The 18,870-nt window shown below is 38.2% G+C and carries 24 protein-coding genes, 2 pseudogenes and 1 riboswitch; of the genes and pseudogenes, 21 read left to right on the top strand and 5 right to left on the bottom strand.

The genetic code is table 11. The features are described from left to right. The 8 genes from M3183_RS22630 to M3183_RS22595 form a co-directional block, all read left to right on the top strand. The coding region (locus M3183_RS22630) for an integrase core domain-containing protein (protein ID WP_251473249.1) at positions 1–574 on the top strand (574 nt) is incomplete at its 5' end. Further along, entirely contained in the window at positions 567–1,367 is an 801-nt protein-coding gene (locus M3183_RS22625; RefSeq protein WP_251473248.1) for an ExeA family protein, read from the top strand. The genes M3183_RS22630 and M3183_RS22625, both read left to right, overlap by 8 nt. Further along, a complete protein-coding gene (locus M3183_RS22620) occupies positions 1,364–1,624 on the top strand; it encodes a DUF5348 domain-containing protein (RefSeq protein ID WP_251473246.1) in 261 nt (86 codons plus the stop codon). The genes M3183_RS22625 and M3183_RS22620 overlap by 4 nt, the downstream gene beginning before the upstream one ends. Positions 1,625–1,732: 108 nt before the next feature. Continuing rightward, positions 1,733–2,449 (top strand): group II intron maturase-specific domain-containing protein, encoded by a 717-nt coding sequence (locus M3183_RS22615; protein ID WP_251473244.1) that lies wholly within the window; start codon positions 1,733–1,735, stop codon positions 2,447–2,449. A 372-nt stretch (positions 2,450–2,821) separates the two neighbouring features. Beyond that, positions 2,822–2,995: a DUF3934 family protein gene (locus M3183_RS22610; RefSeq protein ID WP_251473242.1), complete on the top strand. Its 174-nt coding sequence runs from the start codon at positions 2,822–2,824 to the stop codon at positions 2,993–2,995. A gap of 349 nt (positions 2,996–3,344) precedes the next feature. After that, positions 3,345–3,503 carry a hypothetical protein gene (locus M3183_RS22605; RefSeq protein ID WP_251473240.1) on the top strand — a complete coding sequence of 53 codons (159 nt, stop codon included), beginning with the start codon at positions 3,345–3,347 and terminating at the stop codon, positions 3,501–3,503. Between the two features lie 721 nt (positions 3,504–4,224). Next, positions 4,225–4,422: a sporulation protein Cse60 gene (locus M3183_RS22600; RefSeq protein WP_214711905.1), complete on the top strand. Its 198-nt coding sequence runs from the start codon at positions 4,225–4,227 to the stop codon at positions 4,420–4,422. A gap of 168 nt (positions 4,423–4,590) precedes the next feature. After that, a complete protein-coding gene (locus tag M3183_RS22595; RefSeq protein ID WP_251473238.1) occupies positions 4,591–4,794 on the top strand; it encodes a cold-shock protein in 204 nt (67 codons plus the stop codon). 371 nt (positions 4,795–5,165) lie between these two features. On the opposite strand, the pseudogene M3183_RS22590 reads toward M3183_RS22595, so the two are convergent. Both M3183_RS22590 and M3183_RS22585 read right to left on the bottom strand, forming a co-directional pair. Next, positions 5,166–5,294, bottom strand: a pseudogene (locus M3183_RS22590) (HU family DNA-binding protein); the annotation flags it as partial. 133 nt (positions 5,295–5,427) lie between these two features. Then, the gene (locus M3183_RS22585; RefSeq protein WP_251473237.1) at positions 5,428–5,817 is read right to left on the bottom strand and encodes a nuclear transport factor 2 family protein; all 390 of its coding nucleotides are present in this window, start codon (positions 5,815–5,817) and stop codon (positions 5,428–5,430) included. A gap of 164 nt (positions 5,818–5,981) precedes the next feature. Between M3183_RS22585 and M3183_RS22580 the strand changes: the two genes are divergently transcribed. From M3183_RS22580 to M3183_RS22565, 4 genes and pseudogenes are all read left to right on the top strand, one after another. After that, entirely contained in the window at positions 5,982–6,872 is an 891-nt protein-coding gene (locus tag M3183_RS22580) for a LysR family transcriptional regulator (RefSeq protein ID WP_251473236.1), read from the top strand. 484 nt (positions 6,873–7,356) lie between these two features. Next, positions 7,357–7,542, top strand: coding sequence for a DUF2187 family protein (locus M3183_RS22575; RefSeq protein ID WP_251473234.1), 186 nt, complete (start codon positions 7,357–7,359; stop codon positions 7,540–7,542). A gap of 356 nt (positions 7,543–7,898) precedes the next feature. Then, positions 7,899–8,279 (top strand): annotated as a pseudogene (locus tag M3183_RS22570) (DinB family protein); the annotation flags it as partial. 331 nt (positions 8,280–8,610) lie between these two features. After that, a complete protein-coding gene (locus tag M3183_RS22565; protein WP_251473230.1) occupies positions 8,611–8,892 on the top strand; it encodes a hypothetical protein in 282 nt (93 codons plus the stop codon). A gap of 188 nt (positions 8,893–9,080) precedes the next feature. On the opposite strand, the gene M3183_RS22560 is transcribed toward M3183_RS22565, so the two are convergent. Together M3183_RS22560 and M3183_RS22555 are read right to left on the bottom strand one after the other, a co-directional pair. Further along, positions 9,081–9,410 (bottom strand): DUF3889 domain-containing protein, encoded by a 330-nt coding sequence (locus M3183_RS22560; RefSeq protein WP_251473227.1) that lies wholly within the window; start codon positions 9,408–9,410, stop codon positions 9,081–9,083. A gap of 765 nt (positions 9,411–10,175) precedes the next feature. Next, positions 10,176–10,367 carry a hypothetical protein gene (locus tag M3183_RS22555; RefSeq protein WP_251473225.1) on the bottom strand — a complete coding sequence of 64 codons (192 nt, stop codon included), beginning with the start codon at positions 10,365–10,367 and terminating at the stop codon, positions 10,176–10,178. Positions 10,368–10,487: 120 nt separating this feature from the next. On the opposite strand from M3183_RS22555, the gene M3183_RS22550 reads away from it, so the two are divergent. Together M3183_RS22550 and M3183_RS22545 are read left to right on the top strand one after the other, a co-directional pair. Next, a complete protein-coding gene (locus M3183_RS22550; RefSeq protein WP_251473224.1) occupies positions 10,488–10,628 on the top strand; it encodes a hypothetical protein in 141 nt (46 codons plus the stop codon). A gap of 207 nt (positions 10,629–10,835) precedes the next feature. Next, on the top strand, positions 10,836–11,006 hold the full coding sequence (locus M3183_RS22545; RefSeq protein WP_251473222.1) for a Fur-regulated basic protein FbpA: 171 nt from the start codon (positions 10,836–10,838) through the stop codon (positions 11,004–11,006). 23 nt (positions 11,007–11,029) lie between these two features. Here the strand turns inward: M3183_RS22545 and M3183_RS22540 are convergent, their stop codons facing one another. After that, complete coding sequence (locus tag M3183_RS22540; RefSeq protein ID WP_251473221.1) at positions 11,030–11,953, bottom strand: MBL fold metallo-hydrolase; 924 nt, start codon at positions 11,951–11,953, stop codon at positions 11,030–11,032. Between the two features lie 185 nt (positions 11,954–12,138). Between M3183_RS22540 and pepF the strand changes: the two genes are divergently transcribed. The 7 genes from pepF (at position 12,139) to cysC (ending at position 18,864) form a co-directional block, all read left to right on the top strand. After that, positions 12,139–13,926, top strand: a complete 1,788-nt coding sequence (pepF, locus tag M3183_RS22535; RefSeq protein WP_251473220.1) for an oligoendopeptidase F — start codon at positions 12,139–12,141, stop codon at positions 13,924–13,926. A gap of 10 nt (positions 13,927–13,936) precedes the next feature. Beyond that, positions 13,937–14,542: a precorrin-2 dehydrogenase/sirohydrochlorin ferrochelatase family protein gene (locus M3183_RS22530; protein WP_251473219.1), complete on the top strand. Its 606-nt coding sequence runs from the start codon at positions 13,937–13,939 to the stop codon at positions 14,540–14,542. 178 nt (positions 14,543–14,720) lie between these two features. Further along, positions 14,721–14,821: riboswitch (SAM riboswitch) on the top strand. A gap of 92 nt (positions 14,822–14,913) precedes the next feature. Beyond that, positions 14,914–15,045: a YezD family protein gene (locus M3183_RS27205; protein WP_396953751.1), complete on the top strand. Its 132-nt coding sequence runs from the start codon at positions 14,914–14,916 to the stop codon at positions 15,043–15,045. Positions 15,046–15,147: 102 nt separating this feature from the next. Then, the gene (locus tag M3183_RS22520) at positions 15,148–15,864 is read left to right on the top strand and encodes a phosphoadenylyl-sulfate reductase (RefSeq protein ID WP_251473218.1); all 717 of its coding nucleotides are present in this window, start codon (positions 15,148–15,150) and stop codon (positions 15,862–15,864) included. Positions 15,865–15,877: 13 nt separating this feature from the next. Beyond that, on the top strand, positions 15,878–16,951 hold the full coding sequence (locus M3183_RS22515) for an inorganic phosphate transporter (protein WP_251473216.1): 1,074 nt from the start codon (positions 15,878–15,880) through the stop codon (positions 16,949–16,951). 151 nt (positions 16,952–17,102) lie between these two features. After that, entirely contained in the window at positions 17,103–18,251 is a 1,149-nt protein-coding gene (sat, locus tag M3183_RS22510; protein ID WP_251473215.1) for a sulfate adenylyltransferase, read from the top strand. Positions 18,252–18,264: 13 nt separating this feature from the next. Beyond that, on the top strand, positions 18,265–18,864 hold the full coding sequence (gene cysC, locus M3183_RS22505; RefSeq protein ID WP_251473213.1) for an adenylyl-sulfate kinase: 600 nt from the start codon (positions 18,265–18,267) through the stop codon (positions 18,862–18,864). Positions 18,865–18,870: the final 6 nt, after the last annotated feature.

Raw genomic sequence — 18,870 nt, 5'->3', positions numbered from 1 at the left:
ATCTGAAACGCTTCACTACGCTTGCGCTAAACTTGGGATTACCTTAGCCCATACACAGCCGTACGACCCCCGTGCAAAGGGCAAAATTGAAAGGCTTTTTAAAACGATTCAAACACGTTTTTATCCGTTATTATATGCTAAACCAGCTCAATCTCTTGAAGAACTTAATGAGCGATTTTGGCGCTGGCTAGAGAAAGATTATCATCGAAGAGTGCATGCCTCTTTGGATGGTAAAACGCCTCATGAGGTATTTCAATCTCAGCTGCATGACATAAAGTTTTTAGAGGATTTGTCTATTCTTGATTCCATTTTCTTGAAACGAGAGCAACGGAAAGTAAAGGCAGATGGAACGATTACTTTAAACAAGCAGTTATTCGAGGTACCTTCTCGCTTTATCGGTTACTCAATCGATGTGAGACTAGATGAAAATGGTGTATATGTCTTTGAAGACGATAAGAAAGTGGCCGAAGCAACTCCTGTAAATATGAAAGATAATGCGCATGTAAAACGGGCTCGCTCCCCATTTGCATTGTCCCAACCGGATGAAGTGAAAGGAGAGAAAGAAGGTGTATAAAACTTTTTATTCCCTAGCTAGAGCTCCATTTTCAAAAGATATACGGCCTATGGATGCGTTCCCTTCAACTGATTATCAAGGGGCTTTAAATGCATTAAATTATTTACAAAAATCAAAAGGAATTGGCCTTCTTATTGGAGATCCTGGTGCAGGAAAAACATTTACCTTGCGGTCTTTCAAGGAGTCACTAAACCCGTCTCTGTATCATGTCATCTATTTCCCTCTTTCAACAGGCGGTGTAATGGATTTTTATCGAGGATTAGCATACGGACTGGGAGAGGAACCGAAGTTCCGTAAGGTTGATTTATTCAAGCAAATTCAACAAGGTATTGAAAGGCTGGCCGGAGAACGTAAAATTACCCCTGTTTTCATTTTAGATGAAATGCATATGGCAAAAGATGCATTTTTGCAGGATATAGCGATTTTATTTAACTTTCAAATGGATTCTACGAATCCCTTTATCTTAATTTTAGCTGGCTTACCATATTTAAAGACTCGCTTGGCGTTAAACCATCATCGACCACTTGCACAAAGAATCATAATGAAGTATGAAATCGAGCCGTTAAATGGAGAAGAAGTTTCCGATTATATTCACCACCATATGAAATTGGCGGGTGCAAAAATCCCCATTTTTACAGAAAACGCTATTGAAGCTATTGCATCCCGCTCTCAGGGCTGGCCGCGGGTAATTAATACCTTGACGATTAACAGCCTTTTATTTGGATATCAGCTAAAAAAAGAACAAATTGATGAAGAAGTAGTAAGATTAGCTATCGAGGATAGTGGTTTATGATAAGAAAGGGAATAATCGTATTTGACCACCGCCATCAGGAGTGGAGAGTTTGGATTGGACAAACCTCCTATTGGTTGGACCAAGGCTATGAATTTGAGTTACGAATTCAAAATAGATACTTTCATGCCTACTTACAAAAGGATTTTGATTGGTTCATAACCCTGGATCACGATTCAATTTTTGTACTTCATACTCAAGAAATATACAAGATTCGTATTAAAATACAAAATTTTATTCCTGTGAATGCCCCATTCTAGGGGTTTTCTTTTTATGATGATAGCCGAAATAATATAAACAAAGTTTTTCACAATCCGAAGCAAATTGAAAAAAGGAGCACAATATTTCAGATTTTCTCCTGGTTTAATTTGAAAAAAAGTATCTGGATTATTGTGCTCGTTTACATTATTAGTCCGCTCCTAGCGAATATTTATCTTCACCCACTTGATGACATGATGATGGAAAGAGGTCACCGCATTACAAGGTATGCAGATGACTTCGTCATCTGTTGTAAATCTCAAAAAGGGGCAGAAAGAGTTCTAAGAACAGTAGTAAAGTTGTTAGAGGGAAAACTGGGTTTAAAAGTTCACCCAGATAAAACAAAGATTGTAAATAACTACGAGGAACCGTTCATCTTTCTTGGCTACGTATTTAAAAATGGTTATTACCATTCACCCTCAGAAAAAGCAGTCAAGAAATTTAAGGAGAAAATCAAAGAGGCAACGAAAAGAAACCAAACAGTGAATTTAGAAGAATTCGTCAAACAGAAGGTGAATCCCATCATAAGAGGGTGGGGGAGATACTTCGGCATTGGATTCTCAAAGAATCTGTTCAAACAGTTGGACTCATGGATTCGGAGAAGATTGCGAATGATTCAATTAAGAAGCTGGAGAAAAATAAGAAAGCTCCATAGGGAGCTTCGGAAAAGGCATTGGGAAGGAGAACTTCCCTACCTGTCTATGTTCAGATGGAGAAATTCGATGACCCAACATGTTCATTTTGCGATACCTAATGAAAGGTTTCGGGAAATTAAACTTGTATTTCTTTTAGACATTTACAATGAGCTACATCCCCAGCGGGGATAAGCATGGAGGAGCCGTATGCGATGACCCGCACGTACGGATCTGTGAGAGGCGCATGAAATTTTTTCATGCGCCTACTCTATTTGCCCCTTTTCCCTCTTGATTTTGTTTACAACAATAAAAAATCATGCAAAGATGCTTCTAATATAGGGCTTTCGTTACTGACTGGGTAAATAAAATTGAATTTTCCCATAAACGCGGGTGATAGTAAATGGACTTTTCTTACAAATGGAGAGAAGAAGAAAGAGGTACAATGTAATAATCATGGGAGAATTATCAGGAAGAACGGGCTGTCATCGTGCTCGGTTAATAACCAAGTAAAATGGATATAACAACAAAACATATAAGTAATGATTATAATAATGGAGTGATTATATGAATAAAGCTAAGGGTAAAGGCGGAACAGGTAGGGGAACAGGAAAGAAGGGCTGGAATCGTTGGAAAGCTAGTACCAACAAAGCCAAAAGTGCCAAACCTTATATAAGTAAAAGAGTTAAAAAATCGGATAGGTTAAAGACCAACAGTAATAATGAAGGTGATACATGCTAATGAAAATGGGCGCATTTCTACATTAAGTGTAGTGTAGACAGGTTTTTTAATTGCGCAAACGAATCAGAAGTGGAACTAGATTTCATGTTTAAGAAACCATAAAAACGGAAGAACCAACTGCTCAGAATTAGGTTAATAGATAGCATCTTATCCAGCATGGGTTAAAAGTGTTTGAAGAAATTGGGAAAAATGAGATTTGCAGCGTTTGTATTGAAAGTGGACAATCTTGTTGTCATGGGTGTGTATTTTTAAAGGATAAGGAAGGTTGTCAAAAACGTAACACCTCTTGTATGACGTGGTTATGCCGTTTGCAAAAACTATATTTTAAAGACATTGGGTTAATAGATCATTGGGAAATTTGTGGACAAAAATTCCAGGAAAATTTCACCGTGGAGATGCAACTCCTGATATTGTAAAGGTGAATACATTACTCAAAGTTGAACACATTAATAAAAACTCAGGAAAGTTAATGGCTGATAAAACTTTTGTAGAAGATGGGGTAATTTAGAAAAATTAGAGAGACGTTTACAACACGAATTTGTTTTGGAAAAACTAAATAATTCCGCTGCTTGAAATAGCCCTACAACTTTTTAAGAGCCCAAAAGAAAAAATGAAAACACACAAAAACATAAATAGGCTGAAAATTCAAGCCATCTATTAGGAGGAAGGGTTGTTGAAGAACTCTTAGATTCTATTGTGTTCCACCCGTTAAAAAGGGACCTGATTATTCTCAGGCATACTAAATTATTCCATGTAAATAAACTGAGTATTCCCGTTGAACGTATTCTCTAAGCTTAATTTCCCCTTCATTTTCCAATTATCTAACCATTTCTTCAATCTTTTTTTCATCTTCTTTTGTAGCCTTTGAAGCCTCTATTGAAAAAAATTACCTCTACGGGCATTGCGTAGGTTTTTTAATAAACCAACTTTATTTATTACGGTCACCCCATTTATCTATATGTTTTCCACATAAAGGTCTGGTCTTTTCCTTTGAATACCAATTATTTTCTTAAGTTTCCTTATTCAGCTATTGGAATCCAAGAGTAGAAGATCAGTGACAAATTTAGCAACTTTCGTTTCTTGTTGTAGAATGTGGCAGAATAGTTGAAAAACAAAAGTACATGAATTACAAACAATAAGAGGTGTGAAAGGATTTTAAATATTAGAAGTTCTTATAGGAGAATAAGCCTTTTGTGTATAAATATATAAGATGAAGGGAGGGATAAATTATGTATGAGGCAAAAGGTTTTCAAAGTACAGACTTCGCAGAACTTATTCGGGTAGTTAATGATTTTCTTGGCTCATTAGAGGAAGGAAAGCTTATAGACGTTAAATACAATGCTGTTCCGCTTGCTGTAAGCATGCACACAGAATATGGAGTGAATCCTGATACAAAATATACGGCAATGATTATCATAAAGAAATAGTGAACGCAATGGAATTTTCTGTCTCTTGCCAATTTTAACAAAAAATGGTATGATTAAAGAGAATTATTTTTGTTCGGTGTATAGGATTTGTAACTTTTCGTCTTGATGATCACTGAGAGCAAGAATAGTATTACATTGTGTGTGTTTACACACTAGGAGGCAATACAAATGGAAAAAGGTAAAGTAAAATGGTTTAATGGCGAAAAAGGTTTCGGATTCATCGAACGTGAAGGTGGAGACGATGTATTCGTTCATTTCTCAGCGATTCAAGGTGAAGGTTACAAAACTTTAGAAGAAGGTCAAACAGTGACTTTTGATGTTGAGCAAGGTCAACGTGGACCTCAAGCTTCAAACGTACGTAAAGCTGCTTAATTTTACAAAACAGGGAAGGCAGACTCTTTTATGGGAGTCTGCTTTTCTTTTTTCTTGTGAAATAAAGAACCCCCACTCGTAAAGGAGTAGGGGACATGAAAACAGTAAATCAAATGGTAATCCAAGTGTAGCATACAATTTAGGATTATCCTAATTCAATGAGAGTGGCATATAAAATGACTTTTTATGAGATACATTAGTGAAGAATTGCACTTAAAGTAACGGGTGCTTTAGATGAAGACTCCAAATATATTATTTGCAGAATTTAATGAGCGCTTTGTTAAGTTTGAGTAGAGCCAAATAAAAAAGTGATGTATCATACCATCACTTTTTTTGTTGTGTAGTAAGAGTAAGTTATTTTCCAGCTGCTGCTTAAATGCCGGTACTTTTCGGCATTGGATATCTAATTCTTCTGTAGATTGTGGGTTACGCCCCTTACGAGCAGCAAGTTCACGAAACATAAAATTGTCGAAACCAATTAATTGAAATCTGTTGTCATTTATAAAAACTGCATTTGCCATAGCAGGTCTACTAATAAAATATCAATAAGTTTTTCAATTTATTTTTGGGAACAACTAGGAAACTGTTGCACGCTATCCTCAGTCGCACCATAGACTTTAACCGTCTCAAATTCTATTTTATAAAGTATTGTTCCATACCTGCTACATCTGAAAGGTAGGTATCGATTTTTGTTATAAGTCCAGATTCAATGGTTAGCACCGTCGCTAATTCTTCTTCTAGGACACGACCATCTTCTGAGACAGCTGAATTGTGCAGTGCTAATGTCAGCCCAAATTGACCCACAAGTATTCCATGAAGTTGTGTATACACTTTTCCATCGACAATTGACTTAACTCGGTTAATAACAGCATCTATTCCTTCAGCTGTCCCCGAAATTGCTCCGTCACCTGGAAGAGTCCATTTCACAATTGGATGTAATAACTTTCGAATTCCTTCCCAATTATGTGCGCTGTACGCTGACAGAAATTGTTCGCCAATTTCAACATTTGATTGATTAAGCATATTGTACCTCCTAAAAAATTCTTTTATTGCTTCATAAGGCTGATGAGCGGAAATGTTCTCTTTCCTGAATTTACGATAATTGTACACTCGGAAAATATTCATGTAAAATGAATATAAATGATATATAGATTCATTTTTAATGATAATAATGCGAGGTGTCAGAAATGGACATCAATGACTTACGAATTTTCCGGGCTGTTGCAAGTGAGGGAAGCATTACAAAAGCCGCTCAAATACTTGGATATGTACAGTCAAACGTTACTACAAGGGTGCAGCAATTAGAAGCAGAGTTGAATACGCAGCTTTTTTACCGCCAACGAGGGATGTTATTAACACCAGACGGTGAGAAGTTATTGAGTTATGCGGAGCAAATTATCCATTTAATTGACGAGGCACATAAAGCTCTTAATGATTCGATAGAACCCACTGGTCAGCTTAGGCTTGGAGCAACTCATACCGCCTCTGCAATGTATCTTCCTTCCATACTAGCTAAATACTTTAAACTTTATCCAAAAGTAGAGTTGTCGTTAATGACAGATTATTCAGGTGAATTGGTGGAAAAGGTTCGTCATTTTCAACTTCACGGTGCATTAGTAAAATCGCAACTTAATGATGACAGCATCGTGCAGGAGCTTGTATTTGAAGAACAACTCGTATTAATCAGTGCTCGAGAAATGAAAGATATTCAAGATGTATGTCATCAACCTTTCCTCATGAATACAAAAGGTTGTCCACATCGAGAACAACTTGAAAATTGGTTGAAAACAATAGGGATTGGTAACATTCGATATTTAGAATTCAATCACCCGGATGCTATTATTCAAGGTGTGATTTCTGGACTTGGAGCCTCTTTGGTGCCAATGTCTTCGATTCTATCACCTAAAATAAAAGGGTTGGTACATTCTTTTGAAATTCCAGCACAATACAGCACTGTCAAAACTTTTTTCATTCGACACAAGGATAGTCTAATGACAAGCTCGCTTTTAAAGTTTATTGAGATGTTAAAGCAAAGTTACGGACAATTAACTTCTTTAAAAAGTGAGAATCCTTATTAAACTATCATGGCGTTACTTTAATAATTGGCTGCCGTTACGATGGCCTTTTTATTGAACTAAATGGAGTTTAATTAAACCAGAAATTGCTTGATAAATGACGAAAAAGATTGAAATATGAGTAATGTAAAAGAGGGTGAATATTCCCAATATTCTCCGTCAGGATATTGACTTATTGGTTAGTAGACGGGAATACAATTGCATCAATAGAATGGGTGCTGAGCCAAGGACTACTAATAACATCTCGAAAAGATTTTTTGCTAACATCTGGTAATTGGTACTCCCGGAGCAGGAGGAATATCATCCCAAATTAAATTAGTAACAGAAAAACATGAGCGGTAAAACCAGGACGCTTACCAATGTTTATTTCAGTTTCGTTAACACTTAATATAAAAGGCCTTCTTTTTCTAGCAATAACTACAGCCTGTTTTTAATTGTTTCTGCATTTTTTTATCTTTGCTGAAAATAATAAGTTTGGGGTGATAAAATGGCAACAGCTAAAATCGGTGACAATATTGTATTTAAGCGTGAAGGAAAAAGCTATGAAGGAATTGTTACAGTTGTTAGAGAAAATTCTGTTATTGTTGAGTACGGATATAATAAAGAAAAAGACGAACCCATTTCAACCATAGTCAATCATAAAAATTATAAAATTACGAATGCAACTTCGTGAAAGAATTTACTTTGAATTTAGCAACAAAATGGACTGCTTCGGCAGTCCTTTTTTATGTGCGCTTGGCAGCACATCGCTCTAATGAGTGAAAGTAGCCTGATTGAGCTATGGGAGACATAACGGACTTTAATTATTCATATTTTGTTAAGTAAACGAGTGCTTGAGGGAAACAAGGAGTTGAAATTTGGGCACCTTTTTATTGTTTCGCTAATAGGCAGGCAGCTTCTAGAAGGGATTTTCTTATATTTGTTGAAATAGTCATACTAGATAGGTTTAATATTCTAAAGTATATTTTGACGGTTCATTTATTTTTTTGCGGAGGGATTTTATTGCAAGTACTTTTTAGATAGAACTGGATGATAAGAGAAGACTGGTATCGTTGGTGTGAAGAGTTAAGTGAAGAAGAGCTTTTGCAAAATCAAACTGGCGGAAGCGGGAGTATATTACACACTCTTTTCCATATTGTTGATGTGGAGTGGAGCTGGATACGTCTCTTACAGAGTAAAAATGACTCTCAGGAGAGTTTCGATAAGTATATAAGCTTGAATAGGGTTCGAAATTTGGACGCGGAATTTCATTTAGAGGTGGAGAACTTTGTAAATAACTATGATGCTGGTATGGAAAATCAATTATTTTACGATACCCTGCCAGATGGAAGAGTTGTAACGGACACTCGGGGTGAAGTTATGAGGCATATTATTGCTCATGAAATTCACCATATAGGACAACTATCCATTTAGGCAAGAGAATTGGGACGAGAGCCTATTTCTGCAAACCTTATCGGACGGGGGCTTTCCTTATATTCTAAAAATTAATTCGAAATAAATATTCATTTATTCAGTTTCTGAACATTAACGAGATAAAATGCTTGGAAGATTTGTCATCATTGAATGGTATAAGGGTAAATCCTAAAAAATATGTGAAATTAACGGAAACCATTACGCAGGTAAAAGAAGTCAGACAAATGTTTTGGGAATATTTTAATAGCACTCTCTAGGTATTCGCCGTTTCACACTGCCATTGCCCGCATAATCTAAAACTTAGAAACCCAAAAGGAGAGATGCTCAGTTGTATCCGTATGGAAATTATCAAATCCCACAAATTCAGTCTGACTACAATCCATATGTAACGCAAGATCAACATTACACAAATAGGCAACTGTCTCAATTATTTCAATTACCTCAATGGAGGCAGCTTGAACGGAAAGTGAATCAATTAGAAAGACAAAACGATCAGCAGGCAAAGGAAATTGATCAACTCCAACGCCGTCTCCAAAGAGTGAATCGGCGGCTTCGTGCAGTGGAAAATAGATTAAGTATTCCGTTCACTCCTTTTGAAGGGGAATATTAGTCATAATTCGTATGTATAAAAAATGAGAATTTCCAAAAAGAAGGTTGCTGCGGCAGCCTATTTTTGTTATCCAACGAGGGACAGGTTACTTTATGAAGGATTTGCAAGGCGGAAAAAATTTGTTCTTTTTCATGAAAACCTTTTTCGGCACAAAAAAATTCCCGGCTGCGCCAGGAATAGTTTATACATTACTGTTGTATTAATTTGGTTTGGATGTTTATTAATTGATTGGTTTGTGGGTTAAAGAAAACATATACCCTCACTATATTTTTTTCTGTATTCTTTTTTACGACAAAATCAAAGGTGTCTCTTGATTTACTGTTAGAGACGGTCGTCCTTCCCAAATATTCGTATTCAGTAACTTCACTATCTGCGTATTTTTTCTTTATTTCACCTATAGCCATTTGACCCCATTTTGCATAGTCTGGCTGCTGTGCTTTAACATTTTGAAAGTTCATTGTCATGATCATCAGGCATAATAAAAGTGAAAGTGAGAGAATCTTCGATAATTTATTCATACTAACCTCCCGAAACTAATTTACAAAATTATCTTTTACAATAAAAAGGAAAGTATTCCTTAAAAAAGGATCTATTGAGTGTGCACCTATGTAATTTTCTTTTATATTAGATATTTTATCTTCTTCAGTCGAATACTGTGAAAATACTTTGTTGAAAAGAAATTATAGTTCATTTATTTACTTTTCCTACCTAACTTTGATGTGACACTTAAAGGAAGGGGTGCTTTTGTTAAAAAGGGATGGAAGATTTTGCTTAAATTAAATGAAGGCCAGCGCCAATAGACACAGGACGGTAATAGGCTTATTGCGGTATTCCAACCACTCGTTGGACAGGTGGTAATGATTTGAACTAAGAGGCCGTTTTGTGCAAAAAAATATTGTATAATAAGAGAATTTGTTGTGAAGAGGATTGCAATAGGTATGGATGAAGTAGTGCTGATTTTAAACAAATATTTGAGCCCTTTTAATCGAGATTATAACGAAAATATTTAGAAACGCTCATAAATTTACAAGATTCTATTGAAAAAGATGAAGATTATCTTATGGGCTAACATAACGTATTGGGGGGTATGTTTTATTTTTTGTAAAAGACATATATCTTGATCTAGATGGTAATAAGTCAAGATTTGTTCAAGCCGAAAATACCTTCAAGTATATTTATTGTTGTCACGAAGGAGGAGCTCATTTTGTGTTTCGGGCCTGGCAGTAGTCTATACAAATTGATATCGGTCTCATTGTTATAATGAATACTATTCAAACCCAAATCTATATCCCGCCATTCCCATGTTGGTCATTCCTCATATTATGCATATACGATTCTATATAGATTCTTTCTGAACTTGAAACGTGTTTGGAGTTTTCTACGGGGTTAGTTTGACGGATGCCTTTTCTTTTATACCATAGGTCTACAAGAAAGCCGAAGCTTAAAAATGCTCCTATGCCAATCAGCAGCCACATAAAAGTTCCTCCTTTTATAAATACCAATATTAGGTAACTTTAAATTTTATTATACCATACTGATGATTATTTTTTGAAAAAATAAGCAAAATAGTAGTGCGGAAAAAAGGGGGGATCAGTATGGCAAAGAAAAAGCATATTCAATCCATCGTTGTTGACCAAAAGAAATTGTTAGATGACAAGGTTGAGGCTGCTAAGGAAGATAACTTTCAGAATAACCATATTCGAAAAGTTACTCAAAATGGCGCGGATGGACAGTAAACGAAGGGGTTTGCTCCTTCGTTTTTTATTTTTCAAACATAACGATTGTAACATAATGATTAAAAATTTGGTGTCCAATTGGGCGTTCATTAAAGAACCGTAACAAATTTTTTATCATCTGTTATTTCGACAGACTTTGAAAAAAAGGATATTTATAATGACTAAGGGAGTCGGAAGTGGTGTTCAAAATGAATGGAGGGATCCTGAATGAAAGATTTTCTTCAAGATGCTGTCCAGAGAGAAAGACAAATTTTGATTGAGAAGCTAATTAAATCAGGTGTATTCAAAATAAAAAATAAGCACCTTTACGAAGGAAGCTTATCGGAATTAAAAGATTTATATAAAGAAATCCGCGATTACGAAGCGGTCACGTCATAATACTTAATCATTGAGGGCAGGTGTTAATCACCGCCCTCAAATACTGTCTCCCCTAATAACATCACTTTCAGCTGCTCTTTTGAAAGACTGTTGTCAGTCCATGCCTGTTCTAAACGTTGTAATGCTTCAGGTCCGGTGTCATCAGCCAAACGATAAGTACCATAATGCATGGGTACGAACGTTTTCGCATCTAACTCGATGAAGGCTTTCACACTGTCCTCCGGTGAGATATGGGCAGGAGCCATAAACCATTCCGGCTCGTAAGCTCCGATGGGCATAAATACCGTATCGATGTTAAAGCGCTCGGCTATTTGTTTAAAACCCGCAAAATACCCGGTATCGCCGACAAAAAAATAGGTCTCTTGTGCTGATTGAAAAACGAATCCGCCCCAATGAGAAGTATTCATGTCAGTCAGCGTTCTCCTCGTCCAGTGCTGTGCAGGGACAAAATGAATCGTGATCCCTTTATAATCCATCTGTTCCCACCAATTCATTTCGGTTACGTTTTGATATCCCCTGCGATTTAACAGCCGCTTTAACCCGGCAGGAACAAAATAATGCGGATTTCCTTTTAATTTTTTCAGTGTTGGAAAGTCTAGATGATCATAGTGTCCATGTGAAATGAAGACCGCGTCGATGTCCGGCATGTCTTCTAGGGCGATTCCAGGTTCCGTTGAGCGTTTCTCATAGCCCATCCGTTTGGCCCACACTGGATCTGTTAGAATATTAAGCCCATTCATTTGGATAAAAAATGTGGAATGGCCAATCCAGGTATAGGAAGTCAGGCTCCTGTTTTGATGCAGTTCATTGATTTTTTTAACCGGTGATTGCTCAATTTGTACCGTTAAATCTTTTACTTTACTGCGTCTTTCCTTATTCCAGCGCAGCATATCTTTCATTGATTTATTGCTTCTAACGGCATCTATATTTTCATATTTTTTTCTCATATGCTCACCCTAAATAGCAAAGATTTATCCGGAATTAACGGGCAGTAAAACCCCTGCTGATTGTTGTTTCACTTAATGTTGATTATAACAAGTTTGGGGAATGCTGCAAAAAGAAAGGTTATATTTTCTAATTTTTTAATCGGGAATGGTAAAATAAAGGAATAACACTTGTAAGGGGGATGTACATGACAGTTACTTATCAATCACGTGAAGATGTACCGGAAAAAGAAAAGTGGCGTTTTGAGGATGTATATGCTTCCGCTGCCGATTGGGAAAAGGATTATCAATATATTGAATCCATGCTGCCAAAATTAAAGCAGTTTGACGGATCCATAAATGATGGGGCGTCACTTTATCAGTATCTTTCACAAAAGGAAGAAGTATCCAGTAAATTTAACCTTGTATATGTGTATGGGATGCTCCAGGCAGATGTGGATACGAGGGATCCTAATGCACAATCCTTAGTTGATCGTGCCAAACAGCTGGCGGTGAAAATGAGTGCTGCTTCATCGTTTTTTATGCCGTTTTTATTAAGCTTAGAAGAAAATACGTTGAAGGGGTACATCAAACAGGAGCCAAAGCTTGAATACTTTGAACAGGATCTTTTGGATGCGTTCCGTTATAAAGAACATGTTCTTACAAAGGAAAAAGAAGAAATCCTGTCCCAGCTTGGCGAAGCACTTTCAGCCCCAAGCCATACGTACAGTATGATCAATAATGCTGACATTAAATTTGGCGATGTTACCAATGAAGAAGGGATGAAAGTTGAGCTAACACGCGGCATGTATTCGAAATTAATTGAGGATGAGGACCGGGATAAGCGAAAAGAGGCTTACAAAGCCTATTACAAGCCTTATCTTCAATTAAAAAATTCCATCGCTTCGACACTCGCAGCAAACATTAAAACGAACGTTACCCTTGCCAGACTGAGAAATTATCCTTCCGCATTGGAAAAAGGATTGTTTGGGGATAAGGTTCCTAGAGAAGTCTATGAAAATTTAATTACTGCAACTAAGGCAAATATTGCACCGCTTCACCGTTATACCCAGTTAAGAAAAGAAAAGCTTGGTTTGGAGGAACTGCGTCAATATGATTTAAATGTTCCACTTGTAAAGGGAGTAAAATTAGAGATTTCCTATGATGAAGCATATGATACCCTTTTACAAGCATTGACTCCGCTTGGTAAGGAGTATGCTGCTGCATTAAAATCATTCAAAGACTCCCGTTACATTGATGTCCGGGAAACACCAGGAAAGCGGTCCGGCGCCTATAACTTAGGAGTATATGATGTTCACCCATTTGTATTATTAAATCACCATGATGATTTAGACAGCATGTTTACAATGATTCATGAATTTGGCCATGCCATGCATTCTTATTATTCCAGCAAACATCAGCCAAGGATCTCGGCCGGATATAGTATTTTTGTGGCTGAAGTGGCTTCTACGGTAAATGAAGTCCTGCTGATTCATTATTTACTGAATAAGGAGACAAATGAACAGATTCGCAAACACCTGCTTAATCATTTCATTGATCAGTTCCGTGGAACCTTTTTCACCCAGGTAATGTTTGCCGAGTTTGAAAAAATAACTCATGAAATGGCAGAGGCCGGCACGCCTCTCAATGTGGAAGCTTTTAATAAAATTTATGAATCCTTATTTAGACAATACAATGGGGAAATTGTGGTATTTGATGACGAGGTAAAATATGGATGGTCAAGAATTCCTCATTTCTACCGTCCGTTTTATGTGTATAAGTATGCAACAGGATTTGCCTCTGCGATCCATATTGCCGAAAAACTGCTTTCAGGGGATCAGGAAATCAAAACATCTTACTTGGAATTCTTAAAAAGCGGCGGCTCTGACTATCCACTGGAATTGCTCAAGAAAACAGGCGTAGATTTAACCACGTCTGAGCCGATTGATCATGCGTTAAGCCGGTTTGATCAGCTGGTTACTGAGTTTTCCAAATAGGTGAGAGAATATGCAGCCGTTGTTTATTAATTTAACGGGGAAAAAAATAGTCATTGCCGGCGGTGGAAAGATTGCTGCCCGAAAGGCAAGGTCACTAAACGCAGAGCATGCTGTAATTGTCTTTATATCACCGGAATTTTGCGAGGATGTCATTGCTTTTTCAGAGGAAATAGGCTGTGAGCTGATATGCCGTAAAGCCAAACTCGATGACTTTAACCACGCATTTCTGGTGATTCTTGCAACCAATGACCGCGAAACAAACCGAACCTTTGCCTGTCAGCTTTCATTGAACCATTTGGTATGTGTGGCTGACAATGCAGAGGAGGGGAATGTTACCTTTCCAGCGACGATTAAGCGGGGAGAACTGCAAATTGCTGTTACCACGAATGGAGCGAGTCCGAAGCTGACACGACGGTTGAAACAGAGTTTGGAATTGCAATTTGACCAGTCATGGGAAGAGTATATATCGTTTTTATCCCAATGCCGCCGCAAAATAAAAGAGCTGGATCTATTACCGGAAGATAAAAACAATCTTTTAGAAGAGCTTTTAGATGAACAATATAGAACTAACCAGTGTTTGAGGGATAAGTTTTTATTACGCATATGCAGTGTTTAAGAATAAGCCTGATATGACAGTGAGCATTTTACTGTCTTTCAGGCTTTTTTTTGTTCTATAATCCCGGAAAAAAATAAGCCGAATGGACTAATTTGAAACTTTTTCTAAAAATTGTTTAATTTATAATTGCAGAAAACCTATGGGTATGGTAGGATTAATTTCATCAAATATCCATTTATTCTTATCAAGAGCGGCTGAGGGACTGGTCCAATGAAGCCCGGCAACCTGCAATGCAAGGTGCCAAATCCAGCAAAATGATATCATTTTGAGAGATAAGGTGATGACCAGATTCGTTCGCCTTATCCGACCGAATGGATAGGTTTTTTTACGAAAAGGGGGCGAATCAACTGAAGAATGAGGAACGCGAAGAACTGATTGCACATTTGGAAAAAATGTTGGAATCTTTAAAATTTGGCTCCATCACTCTAGTGGTTCAAGATGGTAAGATTGTGCAGATTGAAAAAAATGAAAAGGTTCGTCTTCAATCGAATAAAAAGCGCTGACTAGACAAACTAGAGGCGGTCTCCATGTTATCAAACGTGGCAGACTGCCTTTTTTTATACAAAAAAAGGCAGGCCTGCAGGAAAATGAAGGAGGTTACCGCTATGACGAATGCTGTAACATATGAAAATTGGAAACAAATATCAGACTCTTTTGAGGATCAGGATAAAACGAAAGGGGCTGGGCATGTACTGGAGTGGGCTTACAGCACCTACTCAGACAAACAGATTGTTTATGCCTCAAGTTTTGGTGCAGAAGCAATTGTCCTAATTGACCTGATTTATCAAGTGAAGCCTGATGCCCATATTGTATTTCTGGATACAGGATTGCATTTTCTTGAAACCTACGAGGTGATTGACAAAATGGAAGCCCGTTTCCCAAGCTTGCGAATTGAACGAAAACAGCCTGAAATCAGTCTTGAAGATCAGGCCGCACAATTCGGATCCGCGTTATGGAAAAAGAATCCAAATAAATGCTGTGAGATTCGAAAAGTGATTCCATTAAGGGAGACATTAACGGCAAAACAGGCGTGGATTTCAGGACTTCGCCGGCAGCAATCACCGACAAGGGCTAATACAGAATTTATCAATAAAGATGAGAAATTCAAAAACATTAAGATCTGCCCATTAATTCACTGGACATGGGATGACGTCTGGAACTATATCCGAAAAAAAGATCTCCCATATAACAAATTACATGATCATAACTACCCTAGCATTGGCTGTTTTCCTTGTACACTGCCTGTTCTTGATGAAGGTGATTCACGGGCAGGAAGGTGGGCGGGGATAGGCAAGACGGAATGTGGACTGCACACCCGCTAAGGAGGACATGACAATGCTTTCAATAATAGCAATCATCATTGGTTTATTTTTCGCACTAAATATTGGCGGAAGCGGAGCAGCTGCTTCAATGGGAATTGCTTATGGATCTGGTGTTATTAAAAAAGGGATTGCATTGTTTTGCTGCAGTATTGCCGTTTTTCTCGGTGCCTGGCTTGGCGGCGGTGAAGTTGTCAAAACCATTGGGAGCGGAATTGTACCGTCAAGTACTTTCACTGTACCACTCGCTTTAATTGTGCTGACGGCCGCCGCATTGTCCTTGTTTTTGGCCAATATCTTCGGCATCCCGCTCTCCACCAGCGAAGTAGCCGTAGGGGCGGTAGTTGGTGCAGGAGTGGTTTACCAGTCAGTAATTGCTGAGAATCTTATTTGGATTATGTTGTTTTGGCTGGTAACACCATTTGTGGCATTTTTAATTGCCATTGCCGCATCCAAATTTTTAACAAGCAAATGGGTGCATAGGCTGGTTTCAACCAGGAAAGCAGTGCCTTTTCTTTCAATTTTGGTTGTTTTCATGGGACTGTTTGAAGCATTCTCAGCCGGGATGAACAATGTGGCCAATGCAGTCGGCCCCCTCGTCGGTGCCGGAATTTTAACAAAAGGAAATGGCATCTTCTGGGGAGGATTATTCGTTGCCCTTGGAGTCATCCTTTTAGGACGGCATGTTCTGGAGACGAATGGTAAAAAAATTACCACTCTTAAACTGGAAGAAGGCTGCATAATCTCGGGAACGGGAGCCGGCATTGTAACCGCTGCTTCTATGTTAGGAATTCCCGTTCCGCTGACCCAAATTACGACGTCATCGATTATTGGAATCGGCTTTGCCAAACATGGAAAATCGGTTTTGAAAAAAGATATTGTTGTACAGCTGTTGACTGTTTGGCTGGTATCTCCGGTATTGGCAATGGTGCTGTCATATACACTGATTCAAATGATAATTGAACATAATTTCTACCCAATCATTGCCATGGCTGGCATGCTAATCTCCGTCTTTGGGATCTTGTCCTTGATAAAAGGAACGAAACACCATAAAGAAGAGCTTTTGGAAAAAAAGATATCCATTCGCTGATAAAAGGCTGTTTTCCGCCAATATAAACCGGTAATTCGCAAATAAGGGACCAACATTCGCTAATATAAGCATTTAATTCGCTAATAAGTGTATCGGGCGGCCGCAAGGGCATTCCTAACTTTATAAAAACTATACGAAAGGTTTGATTTTGATGTCATTTTTACCACAGCCTCATGGAGGAAAACTAATTCAAGCATATAATCCGGATTTTGATTTTTCACATATCGAAAAAGAAATTGAAATTGATGCAGTTGCACTCAGCGATCTTGAGCTGATTGGAGTCGGCGTGTTTAGTCCGCTTACAGGGTTCCTAGGAAAAGCGGATTATGAATCAGTGGTCGAAAACATGAGACTTGCTGACAACACTATTTGGTCAATTCCCGTAACATTGCCTGTATCATATGAAACTGCTGCTCTCTTAAAAAAGGATGAAGAAATCAAGCTTGTTCATAACAAAGAAGTATACGGCGTGATTAGAGTATCCGAATGGTATGAGCCAGATTTAGATAGAGAAGCACTCAAAGTCTATAAAACTGAGGAACTAGCACATCCAGGGGTGAAACGATTATTCCAAAGAGGTCCGGTGTATGCAGCTGGTGATATCACTCTTGTTAAAAAACCGGAAAAAGGTGTCTTTAGTGATGTATGGTTCGAACCAAATGAAACACGGGCCCTATTTGAAGCAAAAGGCTGGAAAACAGTGGTCGGTTTCCAAACACGCAACCCCATTCACCGTGCACATGAATATATCCAAAAAGCTGCCCTGGAAACAGTGGATGGATTGTTCGTCAACCCGCTTGTAGGTGAAACCAAGGCTGACGATATTCCGGCAGATGTCCGTTTAAAAAGCTACCGGGTTTTACTTGAAAATTATTACCCTGAGGAACGTGTGCAGCTTGGAGTGCATCCTGCAGCGATGCGTTATGCCGGCCCAAGAGAAGCCATTTTCCATGCCATTGCCCGAAAAAATTATGGATGCACCCATTTTATTGTCGGCCGTGACCATGCAGGCGTCGGCAATTACTATGGTACCTATGATGCACAGCTGATTTTTACACAATTTTCAGAAGAAGAGTTAGGAATAAAGCCTTTATTCTTTGAACATAGTTTTTATTGCACAAAATGCGAAGGGATGGCGTCCAATAAAACTTGCCCGCATGGTAAGGAAGACCGTGTCATTCTTTCTGGAACAAAAGTAAGAGAAATGCTCCGCTCCGGTGTACTGCCGCCATCAACCTTTAGCAGAAAAGAAGTTGTGGAAGTATTAATTGAAGGTTTAAAAGAAAAAACATTGGTATAAGGAGTGTTCAACATTGGCAACTGCAACAAATATTACCTGGCACACTGCTGCCGTTTCAAAACATGACCGCCGGCTGCAAAACGGACATGGAAGCTGTGTCCTTTGGTTTACGGGTCTTTCAGGTTCAGGCAAATCTACGATAGCAAACGCAGTCTCACGTGAATTATACCGTTCGGGCATTAACGAATTTGTTCTGGATGGGGACAATATCCGGCATGGATTAAACCATGACCTCGGTTTTTCCGATGCTGACAGGACAGAGAATATTAGAAGAATAGGGGAAGTGGCTAAATTATTTGTCGACAGCGGCACAATTGTGACAACAGCCTTTATTTCCCCATTCCGCTCCGACCGTGACCAGGTTCGTGCATTATTTGGGGAAGGGGAATTTATCGAGGTTTTTGTGGATTGCCCAATCGACGAATGTGAACGCAGGGATCCTAAAAAGCTCTATGAAAAAGCAAGAAAAGGAGAAATTAAAGATTTTACCGGAATTGATTCTCCCTATGAAGAGCCGGAAAATCCGGAAATAATTATCCGTTCCGATCTTTTAAAAGTAGAAAAGGCAGTGGAGGAAGTTCTAGCATATTTGCAGCTCAAAAACATTATTTAGTTTTTA

It is taken from the genome of Neobacillus mesonae (assembly GCF_023715155.1).
Lineage (GTDB): Bacteria > Bacillota > Bacilli > Bacillales > Cytobacillaceae > Neobacillus > Neobacillus mesonae_A.
Note: the sequence above shows the minus strand (reverse complement) of the source record. Positions and strands in the feature narration are given on the sequence as shown.